This is a genomic window from Rossellomorea sp. YZS02 (assembly GCF_033963925.1).
Taxonomy (GTDB): Bacteria; Bacillota; Bacilli; order Bacillales; family Bacillaceae_B; genus Rossellomorea.
The window spans coordinates 89368-113237 of the sequence record NZ_JAXBLY010000018.1 but is presented as its reverse complement, the minus strand read 5'-3'; the positions used below and the strand labels follow the sequence as shown (position 1 = coordinate 113237).

Annotated in this window: 21 protein-coding genes and 1 tRNA gene; 6 read left to right on the top strand and 16 right to left on the bottom strand. The window is 42.2% G+C overall.

Translation table 11 applies throughout. The features are described 5' to 3' along the window. The first annotated feature begins 392 nt into the window (after positions 1–392). Entirely contained in the window at positions 393–569 is a 177-nt protein-coding gene (locus SLH55_RS17340) for a hypothetical protein (protein WP_219166288.1), read from the top strand. Positions 570–613: 44 nt separating this feature from the next. Here the strand turns inward: SLH55_RS17340 and SLH55_RS17335 are convergent, their stop codons facing one another. Together SLH55_RS17335 and SLH55_RS17330 are read right to left on the bottom strand one after the other, a co-directional pair. Beyond that, on the bottom strand, positions 614–1120 hold the full coding sequence (locus tag SLH55_RS17335; RefSeq protein ID WP_320324115.1) for a GNAT family N-acetyltransferase: 507 nt from the start codon (positions 1118–1120) through the stop codon (positions 614–616). After that, positions 1110–2030: a DMT family transporter gene (locus SLH55_RS17330; protein WP_219166286.1), complete on the bottom strand. Its 921-nt coding sequence runs from the start codon at positions 2028–2030 to the stop codon at positions 1110–1112. Before SLH55_RS17330 ends, SLH55_RS17335 begins: the two co-directional genes overlap by 11 nt. Positions 2031–2138: 108 nt before the next feature. Here SLH55_RS17330 and SLH55_RS17325 point away from each other — a divergent pair, with 108 nt between their 5' ends. Then, positions 2139–2831, top strand: coding sequence for an MgtC/SapB family protein (locus tag SLH55_RS17325; RefSeq protein ID WP_320324114.1), 693 nt, complete (start codon positions 2139–2141; stop codon positions 2829–2831). A 124-nt stretch (positions 2832–2955) separates the two neighbouring features. Here the strand turns inward: SLH55_RS17325 and SLH55_RS17320 are convergent, their stop codons facing one another. The 8 genes from SLH55_RS17320 to SLH55_RS17285 all read right to left on the bottom strand — a co-directional run bounded on the left by SLH55_RS17320 (position 2956) and on the right by SLH55_RS17285 (position 13188). Beyond that, entirely contained in the window at positions 2956–4824 is a 1869-nt protein-coding gene (locus SLH55_RS17320; protein WP_320324113.1) for a fructose-specific PTS transporter subunit EIIC, read from the bottom strand. Between the two features lie 13 nt (positions 4825–4837). Continuing rightward, entirely contained in the window at positions 4838–5749 is a 912-nt protein-coding gene (pfkB, locus tag SLH55_RS17315; RefSeq protein WP_320324112.1) for a 1-phosphofructokinase, read from the bottom strand. Beyond that, on the bottom strand, positions 5746–6498 hold the full coding sequence (locus SLH55_RS17310; protein WP_219166282.1) for a DeoR/GlpR family DNA-binding transcription regulator: 753 nt from the start codon (positions 6496–6498) through the stop codon (positions 5746–5748). Before SLH55_RS17310 ends, pfkB begins: the two co-directional genes overlap by 4 nt. Positions 6499–6857: 359 nt before the next feature. Beyond that, entirely contained in the window at positions 6858–8837 is a 1980-nt protein-coding gene (locus tag SLH55_RS17305; RefSeq protein WP_226677193.1) for an LTA synthase family protein, read from the bottom strand. Between the two features lie 432 nt (positions 8838–9269). After that, positions 9270–10280, bottom strand: coding sequence for an ABC transporter permease (locus SLH55_RS17300; RefSeq protein WP_320324111.1), 1011 nt, complete (start codon positions 10278–10280; stop codon positions 9270–9272). Between the two features lies 1 nt (position 10281). Next, positions 10282–11157: an ABC transporter permease subunit gene (locus tag SLH55_RS17295; protein ID WP_219166279.1), complete on the bottom strand. Its 876-nt coding sequence runs from the start codon at positions 11155–11157 to the stop codon at positions 10282–10284. 136 nt (positions 11158–11293) lie between these two features. Beyond that, a complete protein-coding gene (locus SLH55_RS17290) occupies positions 11294–12115 on the bottom strand; it encodes a Cof-type HAD-IIB family hydrolase (RefSeq protein WP_320324110.1) in 822 nt (273 codons plus the stop codon). A gap of 122 nt (positions 12116–12237) precedes the next feature. Beyond that, on the bottom strand, positions 12238–13188 hold the full coding sequence (locus SLH55_RS17285) for an aminoimidazole riboside kinase (RefSeq protein WP_320324109.1): 951 nt from the start codon (positions 13186–13188) through the stop codon (positions 12238–12240). A 133-nt stretch (positions 13189–13321) separates the two neighbouring features. Between SLH55_RS17285 and SLH55_RS17280 the strand changes: the two genes are divergently transcribed. Further along, a complete protein-coding gene (locus SLH55_RS17280) occupies positions 13322–14065 on the top strand; it encodes an SIS domain-containing protein (RefSeq protein ID WP_320324108.1) in 744 nt (247 codons plus the stop codon). A gap of 469 nt (positions 14066–14534) precedes the next feature. On the opposite strand, the gene SLH55_RS17275 is transcribed toward SLH55_RS17280, so the two are convergent. Both SLH55_RS17275 and nagE read right to left on the bottom strand, forming a co-directional pair. Then, on the bottom strand, positions 14535–15260 hold the full coding sequence (locus tag SLH55_RS17275) for a GntR family transcriptional regulator (RefSeq protein ID WP_219166275.1): 726 nt from the start codon (positions 15258–15260) through the stop codon (positions 14535–14537). Between the two features lie 124 nt (positions 15261–15384). Next, positions 15385–16764, bottom strand: a complete 1380-nt coding sequence (gene nagE / locus SLH55_RS17270) for an N-acetylglucosamine-specific PTS transporter subunit IIBC (protein WP_320324107.1) — start codon at positions 16762–16764, stop codon at positions 15385–15387. A gap of 220 nt (positions 16765–16984) precedes the next feature. Here nagE and nagA point away from each other — a divergent pair, with 220 nt between their 5' ends. Together nagA and nagB are read left to right on the top strand one after the other, a co-directional pair. Beyond that, on the top strand, positions 16985–18193 hold the full coding sequence (gene nagA / locus SLH55_RS17265; protein ID WP_308807544.1) for an N-acetylglucosamine-6-phosphate deacetylase: 1209 nt from the start codon (positions 16985–16987) through the stop codon (positions 18191–18193). Next, positions 18180–18929 carry a glucosamine-6-phosphate deaminase gene (gene nagB, locus SLH55_RS17260; protein ID WP_219166273.1) on the top strand — a complete coding sequence of 250 codons (750 nt, stop codon included), beginning with the start codon at positions 18180–18182 and terminating at the stop codon, positions 18927–18929. Before nagA ends, nagB begins: the two co-directional genes overlap by 14 nt. Positions 18930–19290: 361 nt before the next feature. Here nagB and SLH55_RS17255 read toward each other — a convergent pair whose 3' ends face one another. Next, the gene (locus SLH55_RS17255; protein WP_320324106.1) at positions 19291–20646 is read right to left on the bottom strand and encodes an arsenic transporter; all 1356 of its coding nucleotides are present in this window, start codon (positions 20644–20646) and stop codon (positions 19291–19293) included. Between the two features lie 312 nt (positions 20647–20958). Between SLH55_RS17255 and SLH55_RS17250 the strand changes: the two genes are divergently transcribed. Continuing rightward, a tRNA-Ala gene (locus SLH55_RS17250) sits at positions 20959–21031 on the top strand. Positions 21032–21131: 100 nt separating this feature from the next. On the opposite strand, the gene SLH55_RS17245 is transcribed toward SLH55_RS17250, so the two are convergent. The 3 genes from SLH55_RS17245 to SLH55_RS17235 form a co-directional block, all read right to left on the bottom strand. Then, positions 21132–22316, bottom strand: a complete 1185-nt coding sequence (locus tag SLH55_RS17245; protein ID WP_159362643.1) for a tyrosine-type recombinase/integrase — start codon at positions 22314–22316, stop codon at positions 21132–21134. A gap of 412 nt (positions 22317–22728) precedes the next feature. Next, on the bottom strand, positions 22729–23418 hold the full coding sequence (locus tag SLH55_RS17240) for a tyrosine-type recombinase/integrase (RefSeq protein WP_159362644.1): 690 nt from the start codon (positions 23416–23418) through the stop codon (positions 22729–22731). A gap of 50 nt (positions 23419–23468) precedes the next feature. Further along, on the bottom strand, positions 23469–23666 hold the full coding sequence (locus tag SLH55_RS17235) for a helix-turn-helix domain-containing protein (protein ID WP_198257854.1): 198 nt from the start codon (positions 23664–23666) through the stop codon (positions 23469–23471). Positions 23667–23870 lie beyond the last annotated feature (204 nt).

The following is a 23870-nucleotide window of genomic DNA, read 5'->3' as shown; positions in this document are numbered from 1 at the left end:
CACGCCGCCAGCGTTCGTCCTGAGCCAGGATCAAACTCTCCGATAAAAGTTTGAATAGCTCTTTTAAAATAAATCTAGAATTAACGTTGACGTATTGTCTTGTTTTGTTTTGTTCAGTTTTCAAGGTTCAATGTTCGCCCACTTCTTAAAGAAGCGACTTTATTAATTTAACACATCTTTCACTCTCGCGTCAATAGCTTTTTTTCATTTATTTTTCAAAACGTTATTTGCTGTATCAGCGACGTTTATTAATATAACACGCTGTTAATGCTATTGCAATATATTTTTAAGGAAAACTTTAAAAAATTAATAATGTACAGTGATGTTCTTTAACATGGTTCTTCTTCATATATATAGTAATACTACGCATATCCGAAAGGAGATCCCTCTTCATGCTTCCAAACCTTGCATTATTTCTATCTTACATTATGGCTGTGTATCTATTTGCGTATTCCTATGTACAAGCCCTGATCATCTGTGAGAGCACTGTTCCTGTAAGAGGAATGACTTTTATCATGTCTGTTGTCATGGCATTTGTATTTTCCGGTTTTACATACGTATTTTCATGATTATCCTTATGTATTCATGAAAAAGAGTAAGGAGCCCCGACTCCTTACTCTTTTTCTATTTCATTGAATTTCAGTAATAAACCTTCTTCCTGATGAAATTCTTTTCCTATTTTTAATCTCTCTTCTTTCACCAATATTGGTTTGTATCTGTAATAAAAGTGCTTAGAGGGGTTTTCTTTCAGCACCCATATCCACATGGAGTTGAATCCCTGCTTTTTCAGCTTGCTGATGGCCAGTTCAAATAATTTCTCACCAATCCCTCTGCCTTGATATTCCTTTAAGATATAGATGGCATATAACTCTCCTTCGTATACACCTGAACGCTCTTTCCCGATTGAAACAAAACCGGCGATTTTATTGTCTTCCATCGTACAGACATACGTATCGTGAGCTCCTGAGAGAATTTGCACCCACTTGTCTTCTTTCTCTCCAATGGATAAGGATTGGAGATATTCTTGGGAAACGATTCCTTGATAGGTGGTTCTCCAACTATTAATATGGACGGACGCCAACCCTTTCGCGTCATGCAACTCAGCCTTTCTAAAGTGCATCTGTCTTCACCTCACTGACTTGTTGAACCATCTTCTTAAGTCTCCTTTCTTCTATTAGAAAGAGAGTGACACCAATGATGATCACCATCCCTCCTAACACTTGGGTCATAATCACTTTTTCCCCTAAAAGCCAATAAGCGAGGATGGAAGCACCGATTGGTTCAAATAGGATGGCCATTGATATGGTTGAAGTGCTTAACCATTTTAACGACCAGTTGAACAATGAATGTCCGAGAAGTGTTGGGATGATGGCAAGAAGGACGAAGTATATCCAATCCTCTTTAGGATATGGACCAAGGCTTTCAGAGCGGGTAAGGGCATAAATGAATAGGACGACCGAGCTAATGGCATATACCAGATAAGTATACGTAATAAGGGACAACCGTTTTCTGATTGCCTGGCCGAATAAAAGGTACCCCGTCACGAGGGCACATGCTGCCAATGCTAAAACATCACCCCAAAGGGCACTCCCACTTATTCGAAAATCCCCCCAGCTGATAATGAAGCTGCCAGCCACAGCTAAAATTGCAGACAGTAGAGCTTTTCCTGTCAACTTCTCCTGAAAGAATAGATACGCACCGATGAATGCAAATAATGGCTGTAATGTTACAAGTACAGTGGAACTAGCCACTGAAGTGTATTGTAAAGACTCGAACCAGAGTATAAAGTGAAAAGCCAGAAATACTCCCGCCAGAATCGAAAACATCCAATCCCTTAAAGTAATAAGTTTCAATTCCTTCACATACTTTAAGAAAAATACCGGGGACATTAAAAGAACTGTGAAAAACAGTCGATAAAATGCCAATACGCCTGCCGGTGCACTTGAGACCTTCACTAAAATGGCAGACGTAGAAACGGAGATGACTCCAATAGCAAGTATGAGATATGGGTTAATCTTTGTTTCTGACATGATAGACCTCCTGATCTGTGGTGTTCAATGCTCTTATTTTATAATCAGCCGAGTAAGATTTCTACAGTTTTTTTTCGGGAGAAGGTTTGGAGGACTGGAGGGGGACGGATGGAGCTATTAGATACGACTTTCATGATAAAGCTTGGCGTTTCGGCCATATTAGGATTGATCATCGGCCTTGAGAGAGAATTGAAACGAAAACCTGTGGGACTGAAGACATCACTGGTTATTTGTATTGTAAGCTGCTTATTGACAATAGTGTCCATGGAAGCAGCTTATCTTGCCGATGGTTCTGACAAGGTGAATATTACCATGGACCCTCTTCGTTTGGCAGCACAGATCGTTTCGGGGATCGGATTCTTAGGAGCAGGTGTCATCCTGAGAAAAGGGAACGACAGTATATCTGGATTGACGACAGCCGCCATGATCTGGGGAGCAGCGGGAATTGGGATCGCCGTCGGTGCGGGTTTTTATTTTGAAGCAACTGCCGGGGTCATCCTCTTGATCGTCTCAGTGGAGGTGGTACCAATCATCATTACCTATTTGGGACCCAAACGACTGCGGGAAAAAGAATTATCCTTACGAGCCACCATTACAGAGAAGAGGAAAATCAAATCTATCATTGAAAAGATCAAAGACGAAGAAATCGCCATTGAAAGTATCAGAATCAAAGACTTAAAAAATCAGCAGCATCTATTGGAGCTAAAGATCATTGTCGACTTCCGAAAAAAGACAGTGGACATTTACTATACAATTTCCGATATTGAAGGAATCAATGATGTGGAAATTGAAAGCCTTTAACTATAGAAAGAAGAACGGGAGGGCATCCACCCTCCCGTTCTTCTTTCGTATAAGTATGTAATGCTACAAAAGTCTAAACATGAAAGAACCAGGTAAACAAATGTTTACCTGGTTCTTTGCGTGTTCATTTAACCGGCTTCTTTAAAAACCCTACCATAAGTGCTGTTATCACGGAGCCAATCAGTACAGCAAGTAGATATAAGAATGGATTCCCCTCGACTACAGGGAAGACAAATAATCCTCCGTGGGGTGCAGGCAGCCCGATCCCAAAGAACATGGTCAAGGCACCGGCTATTGCAGAACCTGTTACAATCGATGGAATCACCCGGAATGGGTCGGCTGCAGCGAATGGAATCGCTCCTTCCGTAATGAAGGAAGCTCCCATAAAGTAAGCGGCAATACCCGCTTTTCGCTCACTATCATTGAATTTCTTCTTGAATACTGTCGTAGCCAAGGCCAATCCTAACGGAGGAACCATCCCTCCTGCCATGATGGCCGCATGGGGAGCAAGATTTCCACCTTCAATCATGGCAATCCCGAAAGTAAATGCCGCTTTATTGATCGGTCCTCCCATATCGACTGCCATCATTCCACCAAGGATCAACCCAAGTAAGATCAGATTTCCTGTTCCGAGACCGTCCAGCCAGTTCTGTATACCGGTATTGACGGCACTTAACGGTTCGACCAGGAATTGAAGCATGATGAACCCAGTAATGAAAATACCGAGTAATGGATAAATCAAGACCGGTTTGATCCCTTCCAGTGCCGGAGGGAATTTATTCGTTAACTTCTTGATTCCAAGCACCACATAACCGGCTAAGAAACCGGCTATGATTCCACCTAAAAATCCGCTTTGCCCTGTTGCTGCAATCAATCCACCAACCATACCAGGGGCAAAGCCGGGCCTGTCAGCAATACTCATGGCGATGAATCCTGCAAGGACAGGAACCATCAGGTAAAAGGCATTGCCTCCCCCGATTGTATTCAAGATAGCGGCAAATTCATTGTATTCCGGTGAATCAGGATTCGCTGACTGTATACCGAATAGGAATGAGATCGCAATCAGGATTCCTCCTCCGACAACAAACGGAAGCATATTGGATACACCATTCATCAGGTGCTTATAGAATCCGGACTTTTGTTTCTTCTCGGATCCCTCATTGGATTCTTTTTCTTGGTTTCCCCCGTTATATAGAGGAGCATCCTGATTCACCGCTTTATTCAATAGTTCTTCAGGACGTCTGATCGCTTCTGCAACCGGTACTTCTATGACGTGCTTTCCTTTGAACCGGTCCATTTCCACTTTCGTGTCGGCTGCGACAATAATAGCTGTAGCGCTTTCAATTTCCTCTGTAGTGAGAATATTCTTTGCACCACCTGAACCATTTGTCTCTACCTTTAGATTTAAGTCCATCGCTTTTGCCTTGGCTTTTAGTGCATCTGCTGCCATATAGGTATGGGCAATACCAGTCGGACAGGCAGTTACTGCAAGAATCATTTCTCCACTGTCTGCCTTTTCAATGGGAGCCTCTTCTTCCTCCCCATCGTGACGGTTAATGATCTCCAGGATTTCTTCTTTCGACTTTGCCTTGAGAAGTGCTTGACGGACATCCATATCCATCAGCATGGATGAGAGTCGGCTTAACGCTTCCAGATGGGTTTGATTCGCCCCTTCTGTTGCTGCAATCATGAAGAAAAGGTGAGCCGGTGCACCATCAAGAGATTCATAGTCTACTCCATCCTCAGATTTACCGAATGCAATGGCCGGTGATTTAACAGCCGATGTCTTCGCATGAGGAATGGCGATCCCTTCCCCGATACCCGTCGTACTCTGTGCTTCACGATTCAATATCGCTTTTTTAAATTCTTTACGATCTTGCAATTTACCACTTTTATCTAAAACGGAGACCAAGTCGTCAATGACACCATCTTTGGTTTGTGAAGATAAATGAAGCTGAATCGTCTCCTCTGTCAGCAATTCAGTGATTCTCATTGTAATTCCCCCTTTATAATTTCGTAATCTGAATTTCTTCAAATAAGCTTTCCACTTTATCCTCTGAACAAAGCCCAATGGAATAAGCGGTCGCTGATCCGGCTGACGTTCCTAGTCGAAAAGATTTTTCAACGCTCCAGCCCCTCGACAGGCCGGCAAGGAATCCTGCAATCGTGGAATCCCCGGCACCTACTGAACTCTTCAATTCTCCTTTTGGTACAGAAGAATAATATACTTCGTCGCCAGTCAGTAAGAGCGCACCTTTTTCAGCCATGGAGACCATGACGTTTTCAACACCGTATCCCTTAAGTTTCTTACCGTAGTGAACCGCCTCTTCAATGGTGCCGATTTCAGTGTCAAACATTTCTCCAAGCTCATGATGATTTGGCTTGATGAGAAATGGCTTCAAGTCAAGAACAGGTTGAATTAAGTTTTTTTCAGCATCGATGACCACTCTCGTCCCCTGCTTTTGACATTGTGCTGCAATCTCCTGATAAAATGTTTTCGGCACTGAACCTGGTATGCTTCCTGCCAGTACTATCATGTCATCCGATGTTAAGGATGATATTTGTTCGAGAAGCTGCCCGATATGTTCCTTGGAAATTGCAGGGCCTCTTCCGTTAATTTCCGTCTCATCGTCCGCTTTCACCTTTACATTGATGCGTGAGGCTTCTTCTATTTCCACAAAATCAGTGCGGATGTCATCCTTACTTAAGAATTGTTTAATATACTCCCCGGTAAATCCACCTGCAAACCCGAGAGCCACACTACTGACGTTTAATACGTTCAAGACACGTGAGACATTGATTCCCTTCCCCCCCGGAAAGGCACTTTCCATACTACTCCGGTTCAGACCGCCTTTTTGAAAGGAGTCCAGTTCCATAATATAATCCACAGAAGGATTCAGCGTTAATGTATAAATCATGGTGTCACAACCTTTATCGTCGTTTGTTTCATCATCGTTGTGCGATGCTCCTCATCCATTCCGTTTGTGATGATCATCGCTCTATCGAGATCCACGATCTTACTAAAAGCGATCTCTCCAAATTTTGTCCCGTCTGTAAGAAACATGGCTTCCCTTGCTAACTCAATCGCTAGGCGCTTCACCTGTGCCTCTTCCGGGTCAGGTGTTGTAAATCCATATTGCTCATGGACGCCATTCGCCCCCATAAAGGCTTTATCAAATCTGTATTGTCGCAGGGCTTCTATGGCTCCACTTCCAACCATCGCTTTTGTTACCGGCTTAATGCAACCTCCGATCATATAGGTTTTAAAGCCTTTTTGAATTAGAGATTCCCCATGGGTCAATCCATTCGTGACAACAACAATATCAATTTCAGGTAAATGGTCGATGAGGCTCAGCGTCGTTGTTCCAGCGTCCAGATAAATGCAGTCTCCTTCTTCCACCAGCGAGGCCGCGTATTGACCTATTACCTGCTTTTCATGAAAGTTTCTGGATGATTTTTCAGAAACGCTCAATTCCTTCAGCTTTCCTTGAAGCCTGGATGCACCTCCATGAACCCGTTTAAGGAATTTTTCATCCTCCAGCTGAGTCAAGTCCCTGCGAATCGTTGACTCGGAAGCATTAGTGGCGTCCACAATATCCTGGATCTTAATAGCTTCCTTCTCCCTCAACAAATCTAAAATGATTCGATGCCGCTCCTCGGTTAACATGGTATTTCCCCTCTTTCTCCGATTGTTGATATCCTCATTATAATGATAACGTTTGCAAAAATCAATCAAAAATAGTCATTTTCAATCAATATATACTCAAAAACAGTCATAACTGATCATCACATCTTGCGTGTTCTTTGTTCACCTGCTGATATTTGAGGTATATTCAGCAGGTGAATTCTTTGGTGATATTAACAGGTGAATCGGCTTTATCATTCAGCAGTCTAATTCCTTCGATTTTTCAGCTGCTGATTTTTCACAAATTATCAGCAGCTGAACCTCCAGCCATATTAAGTCAACAACAAAAAAGCCAGCCCTCCGCCATCATGGCGAAAAGGGCTGGCTTGTGGTTCCCAAAATTACTCGTGAGAGCCTTCCTGATTTGCTTCAGGGTTCTCGGTGCTCTTCGGATTCGGGTTTATATATTGATAATCTGAACGATCGATTTGTTTGTATCCTTCAGGCTTGTAGAAGCGAAGCAGGTCTTCATATACGACCTTGTCTGATAGTTCCAGACGCTTATTAGCTTCTTTCGTCGCATCTTCACATGCGTTGCTTCCTTCTTCAACAGGTTGACCTGTTTCATTATCATAACATACTCCTTTAATTTCAGAGTATTCAGGTGTAATGACGTCACCGTTACGGAACGGAACAATCTGCTTACGTTCTTTAGACAATAAGTCTTGACCGAAGCTGATGTAGTCTTTGTTATTCACCCCAAGAAGGTTGAATAATGTTTCACGGACGTCGACTTGACCACCATACGTGTGGTTGACTTCACCTTCAACTCCAGGAGCGATGATGAATAAAGGAACACGTTGAAGCTGGGCATTTTTGAAATCTGTGATTTCTTCGCCAGTTACTTGCTCCATTGCTTTGTTATGATTTTCAGAGATACCATAGTGGTCACCGTAAAGGACGATAACAGTATCTTCATATAAACCACTTTCTTTTAAATCATTAAAGAATTGTTCCAAAGCGGAATCCATATAGTTGGCCGTTTGGAAATAACGGTTCACTACTCCATCTCCATATTGACCTGGTTCGAAGTCCGTATCATTTTCATGACGGTCGAACGGGAAGTGATTGGAAAGAGAGATGAATTTTGTATAGAACGGCTCTGGTAATTTCTCAAGCATTGGCATGGACTCTTCGAAGAACGGTTTATCCTTCAATCCATACGGAAGCTGTTCTTCAGGTTTACTCATATCATAATATGTTGCATCGTAGAACTCATCATATCCCATCGTACGGTACATTTCAGAACGGTTCCAGAATGTCTTATAGTTTCCGTGGAACGCAGCTGAAGTATACCCTTCACCTTTTAAGATCCCGGGCGCTGATTGCAATGTGTTGTTGGCGTTCGTCATGTATACGGCACCCTGAGGTAATCCGAATAATCCATTTTCCATGATGAACTCAGCGTCGGATGTTTTACCTTGGCCCGTCTGGTGGAAGAAGTTATCGAAGTAGATCGCATCTTCTTTTTCCACTAATGAGTTAAGGAAAGGCGTTACCTCTTGACCATTGATTTCTTTACCAATGACAAAGTTCTGAAGGGATTCCATCGAAACATAAATGACGTTTTTCCCTTTCGCTTTACCGAAGTATTCAGGGTTCGGTTCCACTTTGTTTGCTTTTACATAGTTTTCTACTTCTGAAACCTCATTACTGTCTGCAAGGGCACGCTTTGCAGACGTCTTGGAGTTCTGGATGACATCATAAATTGTAAAGTTGTGGGTACCAAGATACTTCACAAGATAGTTACGGTCAAAGCTTCGTGTCAACAGTTCTGGACGGTCGATTTCCGCAAGGCCAAGGTTCAGTAAGAACACAAGGACTGCCGATGTCATAACTGCAAATACAGAACGAAAGCGCAGCTTTTCCTGTGGCTTTACTTTCTTCAGAACCATCAGTCCTATGATAATGAACAGGTCAGAAAAATACAGGATGTCGACAGGGTTTATAAGTTCAAGTGCACTGCCGCCAAGTCCGTTATTCGTCTTCGCCTGAAGTAATACCGGTACTGTAATAAAGTCATTAAAGAAACGATAGTAGACGACGTTCGCATACAGGACAAAGGACATCAGGAAGTTGATAACGATGAATGCGATATACCGCCCCTTGCCTTTCCAGAATAATGCGATGGCAAAGAATAAAAGTGCTGAACTTAACGGGTTTAGAAATAAAAGAAAATGCTGAAGCGCATTTTGTATTCCCAGGTTAAATTCGGCTAAATATACTGCATATGTCTTAATCCAAAATAATACTACGACTGTAAAGAAGAACGATAACTTCCCAGTGCGCATATCTTCAAATTGTCTTTTAAAGAAGTTCATACTTCATCACCTTTTACTTTTGTATTTATGTTAGAGCATCTATGAATGTAAATTCATTAAGAAAATGTTTAGCCAATGTAAATTCATTTGAATCAACAACGAGTATTATAACAAAAATTAATTTCATGTGTATAACAATTTGCGGTAAATGTAACAAAAATATTTCATGGGAATTCGACAAAGCCTGCCGATAACCACGCAGATGCCTTATTCAGAAAGGATTATCAGGAGATTGGAAAATTGAACAATAAGTGAACTCCCCAACTATTCCCATTTTCGGAGCAAAAAATGAAAACGCTGTAAATGAAATCGTATGTTTTGTTTACTCAGTGTAAACTTATTCCCCAAATCCATTTACATGAAACCTCTAGAGTGAATGAAGTTTTTACCAATGTCCCAAGCTCCACTCATCCATTATTATGCTCCATTCTTTCACATATTCATCTTCTGAAAATCAGACTTGTCCAATTGTCTCGCCTTCTCTTCCTTCACCGGGCGATAAGCTGCTTTGAACTTCTCCCTGTAATGGGACCGCCCGCTCGTTGTCTGTACATACCCTTCAATCATGAGGGAAACGGATAGCATAGTCGCTGAAAAAAACAGGATCGGTGTCAGGGGGATCCACGGTGCCCCCTGAAGGTACCGGAAGGAATCGCCTATCAGACCGGACCATTCATACGTGATCGATCTTGGTGGATCGGGTACCAATTGATAGTCCACGTCGGTACCGCCAAGGAACAACGTGAGTAATCCCAGATGAATAAAGATGATGAGTGTCTGCATGAATTGCTGCCCTAATAATAAGACGAGCTTCTCTTTCATAGAGGGCAGGATATGTTTGAAAATGATTCTCCATCTTCCGGCACCGAGTGTTTTGGCGCTCATAATGAATTCCTGCTTATACAATAAAGACACTTCATTTCCGAGAAGCGCAGAGAGAATCGGGACGATGAGCAGGGTCAGTATGAGAATTTCAATGACAAAACGCTCCACGATGGAAGTGGAAAAGCCGTCAAACGGCTCCCACAGGACGGGGAACAGCAGGAAATAAGCAAGAATCGTCAATGGAATGTAATGAAAGGAATCGATCCAGCCGTTAATGTATTTTTTATATCTCATCAGGTATGTTCCCAGTATCAAACCTAACGGAATGGCCAGGAATACCCGTAAAAAGGCAATGACAAATGCCGTAAGCATCGTATACTTTGCACCGATGATGATTTTGCCGAACATATCCAGTCCCTGGGCATCGGTCCCGAATGGGAATAGCCACTTAGGAGAAATCGGGGAAGACTCAACGACAGATCCTTCTACAGAAATAAAGTAAAGCCTGCGGACCTCGTTGCCCCATAGCATGGAATAAACGATGCTGGACACGATCATTACGGCAATGAAAGTAAATCCAATAAGAAAGAACGGATTCCTCCAGATACTTTTCTTCATACTAAATCTCCTCCCCTTTATTAGCTTTTTTCGAGAGTACCACTTCTCCCACCGAATAAAATATAAAAAGGGGAATGAAGATCGAAAGGATGGCGATCGTAAACATTTTGGGCTGCAGCGTCGATTTCAGGAATCGGGTGATCCCGGCAATATTAAACAGCAGCTCCAGAACGAATAAGTTCGACAGCATAAACCATACCGTTTTCTTCGATTGAAAAAAGACAGAAATGATGGCATTTCTTAATATATGGAAGGTTAAAATCGGGAGTTTCCCCAATCCGATTGATTGAGCCAGCGTCACATAGTCTTTTCTTTCCTCACTTTCAAATGAAAGAATTGAAACCCTGAATAACTGAACCGTCGGTAATATTGCCAATACCAGGATAGGAAGAAGATAGATCTTCTCCGTCGCGACAGACGCAATTTCAAAAAACAAGATTCCTGTCTGCTTGTACAGTGCCAGGATGAAAAGCTGGGAAAGTAAGATCACCAGCACATCCGGGATCGATTCAAAAAGGTAAAAGAAGAACTTGATCCGGTTTCTGTTCTTTTCTGAAAATAACATGGTGAGGATCGTGAGGGAAATGCTCAAGAAGCTTGCAAGAAGAAATGCGGAAAATAACACGATCAGCGAATAGATAATCGGTTCCCACAAATACGGGAATAAATCTCTTTCCTTTTGTCCACCGATCACCATATATGTCAAATCCCCTGTATGAAAAAGGGCATAAACAATTTCCTTTACGGATTGCCAATATTCCCTTACTCTCAGCTCACGTTCACCTAACCCTGAGAGAAGGACCGGGAATCCCCCGATAAAAATGATCCCCATTACGGACAATAGGAATTTAAGCAATATACCTCCGATAACCTTCAATAGCCTGTCCTCCACTTTAATGTTTCTATTAATAGTATCATAGAAAGAACACTTTTATACATTTTTTTCCTTTTATTCTTTGACAAACAAAAAAATGACCGGAATCCCCTCAAGGACTCCGGTCAATGGCTAATCATCAAACTTTGGATAATTCATTCAGAACAAATTTTTCAACGACTTCCGCTACGCCATCTTCCATATTCGAAGATGAGACGTAGTCCGCCTTCTCTTTAATATCCTGCGGTGCATTTCCCATTGCGACCCCGAGACCGGCAAATTCAATCATCGACAGGTCGTTATAGCTGTCCCCAATGGCAATCACTTCTTCTGGAGTAATCCCCATAGGCTTGATCAGGTAGTCCAGGCTTGCTCCTTTTGTCACACCAAGTTGAGTGAATTCAAGGAAGAACGGCTTCGATCGCATTACACTTAGCTCACCGTCAAGTTCGGTTTGAAGTTTTTTCTCCACATCGACCAAGCGATCCGCTTCTTTTAACATAAGAGCTTTAACGACCGGCCCTGTGATGGCTTCCTTGAAATCAGGAACGACTTGCACCGGCAGTCCTGTAAGTTCACTTTCTATAGAAGCAAATTGATTTGTTTCTTCTACTATAATGGCGTCTTCTGCATAAGTCAGAATACCTACATTTTCTCGTTTACTTAAATCATATAAGCGGTGAACCGTCTCAGTTGAAAGTGTCCGGCTGTATTTCTCTTCGTTTGTCTTGCAATCTATGATTTTCGATCCATTAAAGGAAAGGATATAGCTTCCGTATTGATTCAGTTTTAATTCTTCCGCTACCCACCGCATTCCATAAGTAGGACGGCCAGATGCCAGGACCACCTTCACCCCTGCTTCCTGGGCTTGAAACAAAGCATCCTTTGTTCGCTCTGAAATCGTTTGGTCATCTCTCAATAATGTATCATCTAAATCCAGTACTATCATTTTATAGGTCATGATGAAAAATCCTTTCATGAAATCCGTTTTATATTATCTTACTATAACATCTATTGAATCGTTTGAAAAAAGAAATAGGCTGCCCCATGCGGCAGCCTATTTCTGGTTTGCATATGTATCGTCTATTTTTCTAAATGACTCTTTACTTCCTCCAGAGAAGGTAACGCCGTCATGGCTCCTTTGGTTGAGGCTGCAAGCGCTCCGGATACGGCAGCAAACCGGGCCATGCGTGCGGCTTCTTCTAATGAAATTGATTCAATATTCCCTTTGTAGTCATTGATGGAATAAAGAATACCGGATACAAATGCATCCCCGGCACCCGTCGTATCAACGGCTTGTACTTTCATGGCAGGTACATACTGACGCGCCCCCCCTACGTACACATAGCTTCCTTCTGACCCCATCGTGATAATCATTAAAGGAATATTGTAAGCATTGCTTAGATTCGACACCCCTGCTTCAATCTCTTTTTCACCAGTAATGAATTGGAGTTCATCATCAGAGATTTTCAAAACATCTACTTCATTCAGCATGTTTTTAATCGTTTCCCGAGCATGCTTCTCTGAATCCCATAATCCCAATCGGATATTTGGATCATAGGATATGATTAAACCATTCTCTTTCGCTACTTTCACTGCATGTTGTGTCGCTTCCTTAGCGGGTGAGCTGATCAAGGAGATGGAACCGAAGTGCAGGATTTTATGGGTGATGAGATCCCCTTCGTCAATATCATCAACTTCGAGGAAGCGGTCGGCACTCGGATCGATATAAAAGTCAAAGCTTCGTTCTCCCTCTTTTCCATTCGTTACAAATACCACACCGGTACGTACATCTGAAGTCATGAGGAGTTGATTCGGTCTTACTCCATAAACGGTAAGGGTCTCCTTCAGGTATTCTCCTAATAAATCCTTACCTACTTTCCCTAAAAATGTGGATCTTGCACCCAATCGAGCCAGCCCGACAGCCACATTGGCAGGCGCTCCACCTGGACTTTTTTGATAGGTTGCACTCTGTTCATCCAATGGGATAAAGTCTATCAGGGCTTCTCCAAGTGAGATTATTCCTTGTTTCATATTCATTTCCTCCCTGTTACATATTGATTTACTTCTAACTATAGCAAATCCTTACCAGTCAGACAGGTATAAGGTGTGAAAATGTTCATGATCAGTATGTTATGCTGAAAGAAAACAGGAAAGCGGGAAAATCATGATTTCTACTTACTTTGAAAAAATACAGGAAAAGCTGCAGATTGTACAAACAGAGGAAGCTGATAAATTAGCCATACTCGCCCAAAAAATTTCTTCTTGCATTCAACACGACGGCATTATCCATCTCTTCGGGTGCGGTCACTCACACATCCTATCTGAAGAAGTTTTCTACAGAGCAGGTGGACTCGTTCCAATCAACCCCATTCTGATAGAGCCACTCATGCTTCATGAAGGAGCCGTACGATCTTCTCAGTTAGAAAAATCCAGGGAATACGCGGGTACATTCGTGGAAAGACAGGACATTCAGACCCACGATGTAGTAATCGTCATCTCTACTTCAGGGAAGAATCCGGTTCCCCTCGATGTTGCTCTTCATGCGAAGCAAAAAGGTGCTTATGTTGTATCCATCAGTTCGTTTGACTACGTTGAAAATGAAACATCCAGACATGAGAGCGGAAAATTTTTGAGTCAAGTAACGGATCTGGCCATTAATAACCACTCTGTTGTAGGAGATGCTATTCTGAATGATGAACGGGTGGCAGTTCCATTCTCCCCTTCATCGACCGTCGTCGGAGCTGCGATTTTGAATAGTGTCATGGCCGGCGCCATCGGAAACATGGCGGAAGAAGGATTTGAGCCCCCGATCTTCAAGAGCGGAAATGTAGACGGTGCAGAGGATCATAACGAACGGTTGATTGAAAAGTACCGCAGGAGAATTCCTCTGTTAACCAAAGGACTATAAAGAGGCATTTTGTATTGATTGTTCTAAGCTGGTCTGCACTTATCGGTTGGAAGATCGAATCAGGTTAAGCATCAGAGCTATTATATAGACGGAAAAATTCCGTTTCATTAGTATTTAATAGTTAAAAAAGCTGAAATAGACGGATATTTTCCGCCTATTGATCCCAATGCATACAGTACAGGGTGATTTTTCTTTGCATAAGCGGAAAATCTCCGCTTATAAACCTTTAAACAACTTTCATTTTGAATATAACCGGAAACTCTCCGCTTATTTCACTATTGCTGATACTGCTATTACGGAGATACTCTTTATTAAAAGATTACGATGAAATAAGGGTTTTGTATTCCTACTAAAGAAACTCCCCAATATACTTAGGGGAGTTCTACTTTTTATATACCCAAAATGAACAATCATTTCGACACAATAAAAAGAACAGGAGCCCTTTTCATTGAAGGCTCTTGCTCTTTTTTCACAGTCTGTCCAAATTGATTTTAAACTTATATTTATCTGCACGATAAACGGATCGCACTAATTCAAAAGGTGTACCGTCTTCGAGGAATGAGTCCCGTTGAATGAAAAGGACTGGTTCCCCGCTCTTTACCTTCAGATGCTTCGTATCGGCATCCGACACAGTCGCCGCTTCCACTGATTGGGTGGCGTGGCTGATGTGAAGATTCAGTTCGCTTTCGATGTAATGATACAGTGATTTTCCCAGTACTTCCTGATTCAAGCCAGGAAGGAGCCTCACCGGTATATAACTCGTTTCCAGAGCCATCGGTTCCCCATTGGCAAGGCGGATACGCTTCATTGTATACACAAGTTCATCTTCCTCTAATGAAAGAAGTTCCCGGATATCATCTTCGGCGGGAGAAATCTCGAAGTGCAATAATTTATTCCCAGGTTCAAGCCCCCGACTCTTCATATCTTCACTGAAGCTTGTCAATCCTTGCAGGCTTTGTTCAATCTTCCGATGGGAGACGAATGTACCCCTACCTTTTTCTCTATATAAAACATTTTTATTTACAAGATTGGTAATTGCCTGTCTCACGGTCATCCTGCTGATTTTAAACGATTCAGCAAGCTCTCTCTCAGACGGCAGAGCATCACCTGGCTTAAGCTCTTCAGACTGTATTAATTGTTTAAGATGTTCTTCTAACTGATAATACAAAGGAAGAGGAGAATTTTTATTAACCACGAACTGTTCTCCTTTCGATATAACGGATGTATGTTCTATTTTATTATATTCACACTGTTTATAACAGGCAATTATCCGATGTCTATAGAAAAAGTCCGACGGGGTTTCACCCGGCTCTCTTCATTTAGTGTAATTTCCTCATCTCGTCTGCTACAAATTCTACATCCGTTCCGACGATGACCTGAAGGTTTTTGTCATTCACCTTCATCACACCTTTTGCTCCGTGAGCCTTTAAGGCCTTTTCATCTACCAGCGTGACATCATTGATCTGCAAGCGTAAACGTGTGGCACAGTTATCGATTGCTGCCAGGTTTTCTTTGCCGCCAAGATCCTGGAGAAAATGGGAAGCCATTGTTTCGTATTTACTATTTCCTCTTGAATGATCTGAGACAACCTCTTCTGCATCATCTTCACGACCAGGAGTCTTCAAATCGAACTTTCTGATCAAGAACGTGAACAATAGGAAGTAGATGATTCCGTATAGAATCCCGACTCCTAATAATAGCCAAGGTTTTTGACCGATACTGAAATTGAGGATGTAGTCAAAGGCACCTGCTGAGAAACCGAAGCCATGATGAATGCCAAGGACGTAGGTAATGACCATGGAACTCGCCGTCAGGACCGCATGAATTCCGTAAAGGACAGGTGATAAGAACATGAAGCTGAATTCAATCGGCTCAGTGATCCCTGTTAAGAAGGAAGTGACGGCGAGTCCGATTAACATACCCGCTACGTTGGCACGCATATGTTTTTTTGCTGTCACGATCATGGCAAGACAAGCTGCAGGAAGACCGAACATCATGATTGGGAAGAATCCCGTCTGGAACGTTCCTGCTGTTGGATCTCCTGCAAAGAATCGAGGAATATCCCCCTTCACAACTTCCCCTGCCGCATCTTTGAATGTCCCGAATTCAAACCAAACAAGTGTATTCAATACATGGTGCAATCCAACCGGAATCAGAAGGCGGTTCAATAGTCCAAACACACCGACTCCCGTCGCCCCGGCCCCGATGATCCATTCACCGATGGAATTGATCCCGCTCTGAATCGGCGGCCAGACAACCCCGAATATACCTGCGAGGATGACCATGGACGCAGCCGTCACGATCGGAACGAAGCGTCTTCCTCCAAAGAAGCCGAGCCAAGACGGAAGTTTAATATCATTGAAGCGGTTATATAGTAACCCCGCAACGACACCTGAAATGATCCCGCCGAATATCGCCATATTGGCATCAGGGTCCAGAGCCTTCAATCCACCCGTTAACACGAGATAACCGATGGCACCAGCTAACCCGGCTGTACCATTTCCATCTTTCGAAAACCCGATGGCCACCCCGATGGCAAAGATTAAAGCTAAATTTTTAAATATGGCATCTCCTGCTTCAGACATGAACGCGATTCCCAGTAGATCATCCTGACCCAGGCGCAGCAATAAGGCAGCTGCCGGAAGGACCGCGATGGGAAGCATGAGTGATTTACCGATTCGTTGTAAAAAACCTAACATACTATTCTCTCCTTTAGTTTCAATTGAAAGCGCTTAGGCAGAATCATATCATTAATAAGGAATAGATGTCTATACCAATTTTATGAATAAAGTCTCTCTTTCATAAGTATATTATCGCAAATCACGTTAAATAATATGTATACAGAACTCAAACTGGTATAGACATCTATACTTTCTGGTGGTATTGTAGAAGTGTAATGTACTCGAAGGAGTGATATCAGTGACCTTAAATATAGAAAACCTGCTTATTCTAGGCGGAATCATCTATGCAGAAGATGACGTCTATGAAAACGGATTTATCAAAATAGAAAATGGACTGATCACCGAAATCGGTGACCTCTCCCAATTAACACATTCAGATAAGTATAGAGAGATAAATCTGCCCCATGGTTATAGTGTTATCCCTGGAATGATAGATATACACATTCACGGAGTAAATGGCGCGGACACAATGGATGCATCACAGGAAGCCCTTGATACCATGACAAAGACCCTCCCGAAAGAAGGAACCACGAGCTTTCTCGCTACGACCATGACCGAAGAATCCGGTGCAATCGAAAAAGCATTGAAGGCTACTTCGGACTATATGTCTTCGAGGCAAACAGAAGGTCAGGCAGAAATCCTCGGTATCCATTTAGAGGGTCCTTTCATCAATCCTGACAAAGCGGGGGCACAGCCTCTCAACCGTATCCAAAAGCCTAGTATCGATACATTTAAACATTGGCAGGCCATATCTCAAGACCAAATTAAGTTAGTCACTCTGGCTCCTGAGCTGGATGATGAATATGAATTGATCCATTACTTAAAGGAACATGGGATTATTTCTTCAGTCGGCCACTCCAGCGCTACCTTTGATGAAGTAGGGGAAGCCATCAATGCCGGGTTGTCCCATGTGACCCACTTGTTTAATCAAATGTCCGGTTTACACCATCGTGAGCCCGGCATTGTCGGAGCCTCTTTCTTACGAAAGGAATTAATGGTGGAATTGATTTCAGACGGCATCCACGTCCGACCGGAAGTGATCCAGCTCGCATTCAATGTAATTTCAGAGGAACGCTTAATCCTGATCACCGATTCTATGAGAGCAAAATGCTTGAAGAACGGCCAGTATGATCTCGGTGGCCAGATGGTGACGGTCAAGGACGGAAAGGCATTATTGGATGAAGACACATTGGCAGGAAGCGTCCTGAAAATGAAAGATGCCTTTACAAACATTCAAGAATTCACAACGGGCGATATGAGGAGTGCCATTAAAATGACCTCAGAAAATCCAGCCAGGCAATTACAGGTCTATGACCGTAAAGGAAGCCTTGCTCCCCTTAAAGATGCAGACATCGTGATACTGGACGAAAACAAAGATGTGTATTCAACGCTCTGCAAAGGGAAAACAGCCTATCTTCGAGAGGATGACATTCATGAAACTAATTGAAGTAAAAGACTACCAGGAAATGAGTCGTGTCGCGGCAGACTATCTGTTATCCAAAGTTAAAAAAAGCAATAAAATCACACTGGGATTAGCCACAGGTGGCACACCACAAGGTCTTTATCAAGATTTGATCAATGACCATCAGGAAAATAAGACGTCCTATCAGCATGTGTCTTCCTTTAATCTGGACGAATACATCGGATTGTCCGGCAACCACCCCAACAGCTATTGTCACTATATGAAGGAGAACCTGTTCAATCATATTGACATCCCATTAGAAAACACGCATATTCCTTCAGGTAAAGCCGCCGACCTTGACCGGGAATGTCAAGCATATGATGAAAAGATTCATTCCGAGGGAGGAATAGACCTTCAGGTGCTCGGAATCGGAAGCAATGGACATATCGGATTTAATGAGCCCGGCACTTCTTTTGATTCCCCCACTCATATTGTTGAACTTACACCATCCACGCGTGAGGCCAATGCCCGGTATTTCGATTCCATCGAAGAGGTGCCGACACATGCCATTACGATGGGTATCGCATCCATTTTGAAAAGCAAAGAAATCCTTCTTCTCGCCTCTGGTCATTCTAAGCAGGATGCTATGAAAAAGTTAGTGGAAGGGACCATTTCAGAGGACTTTCCCGCTTCTGTCTTGAACCGGCATTCGAATGTGACAGTCATTGCCGATGAAGAAGCGTTGGCTTTGGTGAAGAATCATAAATTACTGACTAGATGAAAGGGTTAGGATGTGGACTATAGTAAAATGCAAAAGAGGCTGGAACAAAAGGGTTTCAGCTAAAGAGTAATCCGAACGAGTGGTTTGAAAAAATCCATCTCGTTCGGATTTTTAATTTTTAGTGCTAGAGCTTAATCCATGTATTAAGCAGGTTCCAGCTGTTGATTGGAGTGCAAGACGAAGACTCCTGCGGGAAAAGCGGAATAGGTGAGACCCCGCAGGAGCGACAGCGACGAGGAGGCTCGCCTTCCGCCCGAGGAAAGCGAAGTCTTGCACGGAAATCAACAGCGGTGTAACACGTAATCTCATTGTTCGTCTTTAGAGTGTATAGATTTTGTTATGTCCCAGCCTCCTTTTTTCATCATGCGAACACCATTTGTACCCAATAGAATAACAGGAATAGAGAAACGACCGTTGCAGCAGGGATGACAATCAAGGATACACTCAAGTAATCCTTCCAGCTGACTTTAATATGGTTTTGTCTGAGGATATGCATCCAAATAAGTGATGCCAGGGTGCCGATCGGTAATAGCAGGGAACCGATATCACTGCCGATGACATTGGCAAGATAAATCGTCTTGAGCGTAATGGGATCCAGACCCATTTCCGTCAAGGTAATCGTCCCGACCATAAGTGCAGGGTGGTTATTAAAGATATTCGAAAGAATTGAAACCAATCCCCCCATAGTGAAGCTCGCCTGCATGAGTCCCTGGTTGACGATCGGTTCGCAAAGCGTAACCAGCATATCCGTCAGCCCCGCATTATGCAATCCATAAATGATGACGTACATGGAAAACGCAAAGATCAGGATATGCCAGGGTGTTTTTTTCAATATATCCAACGGGTTCGTCCTCAAATGATACCATCGCCATATCAGGAGTACGATTGATCCAAGTACCGCTACCAATTCAATCGGGATCGCAAAGAAGGAAGCGACGAAAAGGAGACAGCGCATGATGAAGACAAACAGTAATACTTTCAACATGAAGGCTGTCCGCTTTTTCTTCGTTTCGACAGAAATCGTTCCTTTCAACGGATGGAAATTCTTCGTAAAAAAGCGCTCTTCCACATCATAAGTGGACCTGGGTAATGTCTTCGGTAATTTATTCTTTAATACGATGAACATAAGCAATGACATGATTACCAATCCCAAGGTTGCAGGTACAAACATCATGGCAGTATGCATGTAGAGACTCATATGAACAATCTCCAATGCAATCAAGTTCACAATATTACTTACTCCGATCGGAGCACTCGAAGCGGTGGCAATCAGGGCGCCACTCAATAGATACGGAATCATTTCATGGGGTTTTAATCGAAGATTTTTAAGAAGCAAAATCAAAATAGGGGTTGTAATGAGTATACTGCCATCGTTATTGAATAACAGGGTCATGGTGAAACACAGCAATTGAATGTACCAATACAAACGATACCCTGAGTATTTAGACAATTTCACCATCCTGGCAGCCACCCAATGAAAAAAACCGAAGCTTTCTAAAATGACTGCCATGACAATGGTGGCCATGATGGTAATAGAGGCGCCACCTATTTTATCGATGATATCTGCAACGTCAGATAGGGATACAGTCCCCATAAAAAAGATGATCAAAGCCCCTATGGATGCCGGCCAGGCTTCATTCATCCCACCGGGTCTAAGAAAAATCACTACCATCGTCATCACGAATACAAAAATCGTCATTCCTATCGTGAAAGACATATATATTCTCCTTTCTAAGTAATTACACAGTTTAATCTGCATGTCCCATTCCTTATATGTATATTCCCCCCTATAAAAGTGGACTGGTTTTTCACCTAAATCTAGCAAAATGTATGTTTGTCACTCTAGTATATTTGCCGGTCCGTGACAGGTGCGGAAGAAGCAGATCTCTTCAATCTATTAATGAAACGTATGGGGTCGGGAAGGATCCACACCTGCCAAAGAAGTTTTTTAAACTAAACAACGAATATTTCAAAAAAAGGATTGACGGATGGCATGAACATTTCATATAATAAATCTTGACCGATTCACGGGGCATTAGCTCAGCTGGGAGAGCGTTTGGCTGGCAGCCAAAAGGTCAGCGGTTCGATCCCGCTATGCTCCATACACCTGAAACCCTTGATATTCAAGGGTTTTTTTATATTCCCTCAATTTTCTCTTTTTCCCTTGTATATCCCTTCACCTTCACAAGTCCACATTTGTTTTCAGACATTCCTTTGATTTTTATGTTTCTCCATTTCTTTCTCCAAGCCCCGAACAGCCTCATGGTCCGCATTCGGCCAAAGATGGCCATAATATCGGAATGTGGTTTCTATATCTTCATGACCTAATCTTTCCTGCACCAACTTGGGTTGTGCTCCGCTTCGAATGAGCAAGCTAGAGTGCGTGTGTCTTAGTTCGTGAAACGTAATCCTCCTCACGTTCGCCTTTTTCATCAGATTATATAGTTGCCTGCGCACATTAGATGGATTTTGGAATCCGCCATCCATTTTTGGAAATACCAGGGCAAGTTCATGGTGATAATCTTTACCGATTCGCTGTTTCATCATATCTTGCTTTTCTTTGTGCACCTTCAGTTTTTCTACCAGGTACGTGGGTAAGGACAACGTTCGGTAACTCTTTGGAGCTTTCGGTAGAAGCTCCGGCTCTCCATTTTCATCATAGGAAACACTTCTTGTTACAGTGACTCTTTTCCCATCCAAATCTACATTGAACCAAGGAAGGGCAAAGACCTCCCCCTGCCTTAACCCAGTCGCAAGGGTAAAGTCATACATTACATCTTTCCCCTCTTTTTCAGCTACTGCTAAGAATTGATCGACCTCTGCATAACTCCAAGGGTGGGCTATGCGGATGGGATCTTTTGGCTTATTCTTAATGGCTTTGATCGGGTGTTCCGTTAAGACCCCATTTTCGATTGTAGCTTGAAAGAAACTCGATAGGAATTTGTGAATGCTGCTGATCGTTTTTTGAGCATATCCATCTCGTTTCAGTTTGGCATAAAACTCCTTGATGTCTTGAGTTGTAACGTCTGAAAGGTATTTACCCCCGAAGAATGGACAGATGTGCTTCTCCATAAAGTAACGGCCTGCTTTGAATGTTGTGGGTCTGACTTTTTGGAAGTACTCGACTTCTAACCATTTAGTCGCATATTCGAAGAATAAGATTTCCTCCACCTCTACATCATTTTTGCTGGAAGTCCCGTTTTGATTCATTTCACCTTGATAACTTCTATTTAACGTTACTTGTGATCTAAACTCTTCTGCTTCTTTACTTGACTTGAAAGTCTTTTGAAGTTGTTTCCTATTTCCTGTCACAGGATCAGGCGCACCGTCATACCTTACCACCCAACGTTTTTTATTTCCTTTTCCTTTCGTCTTTACACTAGCCATAAGCTTAACTTACCTCCTATTTTAGGTAAGCACGTGGTCATCAACAGTATGAACACATGCCACCAAATATATAATGCAATGCCCTTTATCAAACCAGAGGTGAAAATTCTAATTACCTGCAATATTTAAAAATAAAAAAGGCAAATAGATTGATAAAACAATCCATTTGCCAGTTCTTCTGTGCAAATTATTCCTATTAATATTTACAGTAGTCACTTACCCGACCTAGAATGGTTATTTCATTTATTGATGATATTCATTCTTCTGAACCTGCGATTTACCTATACGTCTCAATAGCTTGTTTGAATTATGACATACAGCTGGAATTACTCTTTTACTCAAAACTCTATCTTTAGCTATATACAATATCACTGCCTAGGTTATGTATAGAGTAAGAAGTGTTTCAAAGTTTTTAACGCCCTAATCTTTCTTGTATGAACTGAGGATGTGCTCCACTTTGAACCAGCCTGCTCTCGTGTATATTACGCAATTCATGGAAATTGATTTGCCATACGTTTGCCTTCTCTATCAGCCTATATAATTGAAATCGAATACTTGAAGGGTTACGTAATCCCCCATCCATTCTGGGAAATACAAGGTCAAGCCCATGTCGATAATCTTCCCTCAGTCGTTGCTTAATTTCATTTTGTTCCTCTTTATGCTTCTTCATTTTCTCGACCAGGGATGGAGGTAGGGATATCGTACGATGGTGACTCCTGGATGTACTAAGATCAGCCCCTCCATTTAAAAAGAAGGAAACGCTTCTTGATACTGTAACGGTCCCCTGTTTTAAATCCACATTGAACCAAGGTAGGGCTAAAACCTCCTCCAGTCTTAATCCTGTGGAAAGCGTAAAGTCATATAATAGACCTTTTCCTTCTTTATCAGCTACTGCTAGGAATTGACTTACTTCTTTTAAACTCCAAGGTCGTTTATTACTTAACTGTTGGTTTTGCATCCGCTGCTTGGGTTTACTTTGAATAATTAAGTATTCTCTTTTACCTTCCTTTCCCCTCTTATCCGATACTGGAGTATGTTTTCTGACATACCTAGCTTTCAAACATTTCTTGTTTATATTTCCTTCATGATTATTATTTTTCATAGCTCAACTTCCCCCCTGTTTTAAATAAAATTCAAACGCACAATTGTTGGTTAAGAATTGTTTGATTTTTCTTCTAACCAATTGAAAAATTCATTGCGAAGAGCTCTCATATTTCGTCCTAAGATGTTAATCAAAGGAAAATCTTTCTCTCGCATTAGTTTATACGCAGTAGGTTCTGAAACACCAAGTATTTCAGCAATATGACTTGCTTTAAGAACAATTGGATAACTCTCAATCGACTTTCCCAATGTCTCCCCTCCTTATATTGAAATTGATTATTACTATATGTCGTGATTAAAGTAATTCTATTCCCTCATAACTATCTTTCCTCCTAACAAAAAAAGGACAAACGTATTGTGTAAAATCCACAATACATTCGTCCAGTCCTTCTGTACAAAATGCATTAATTCTTATCTCATTAATATTTATTTCTTATTTTAATTATAAGTTTT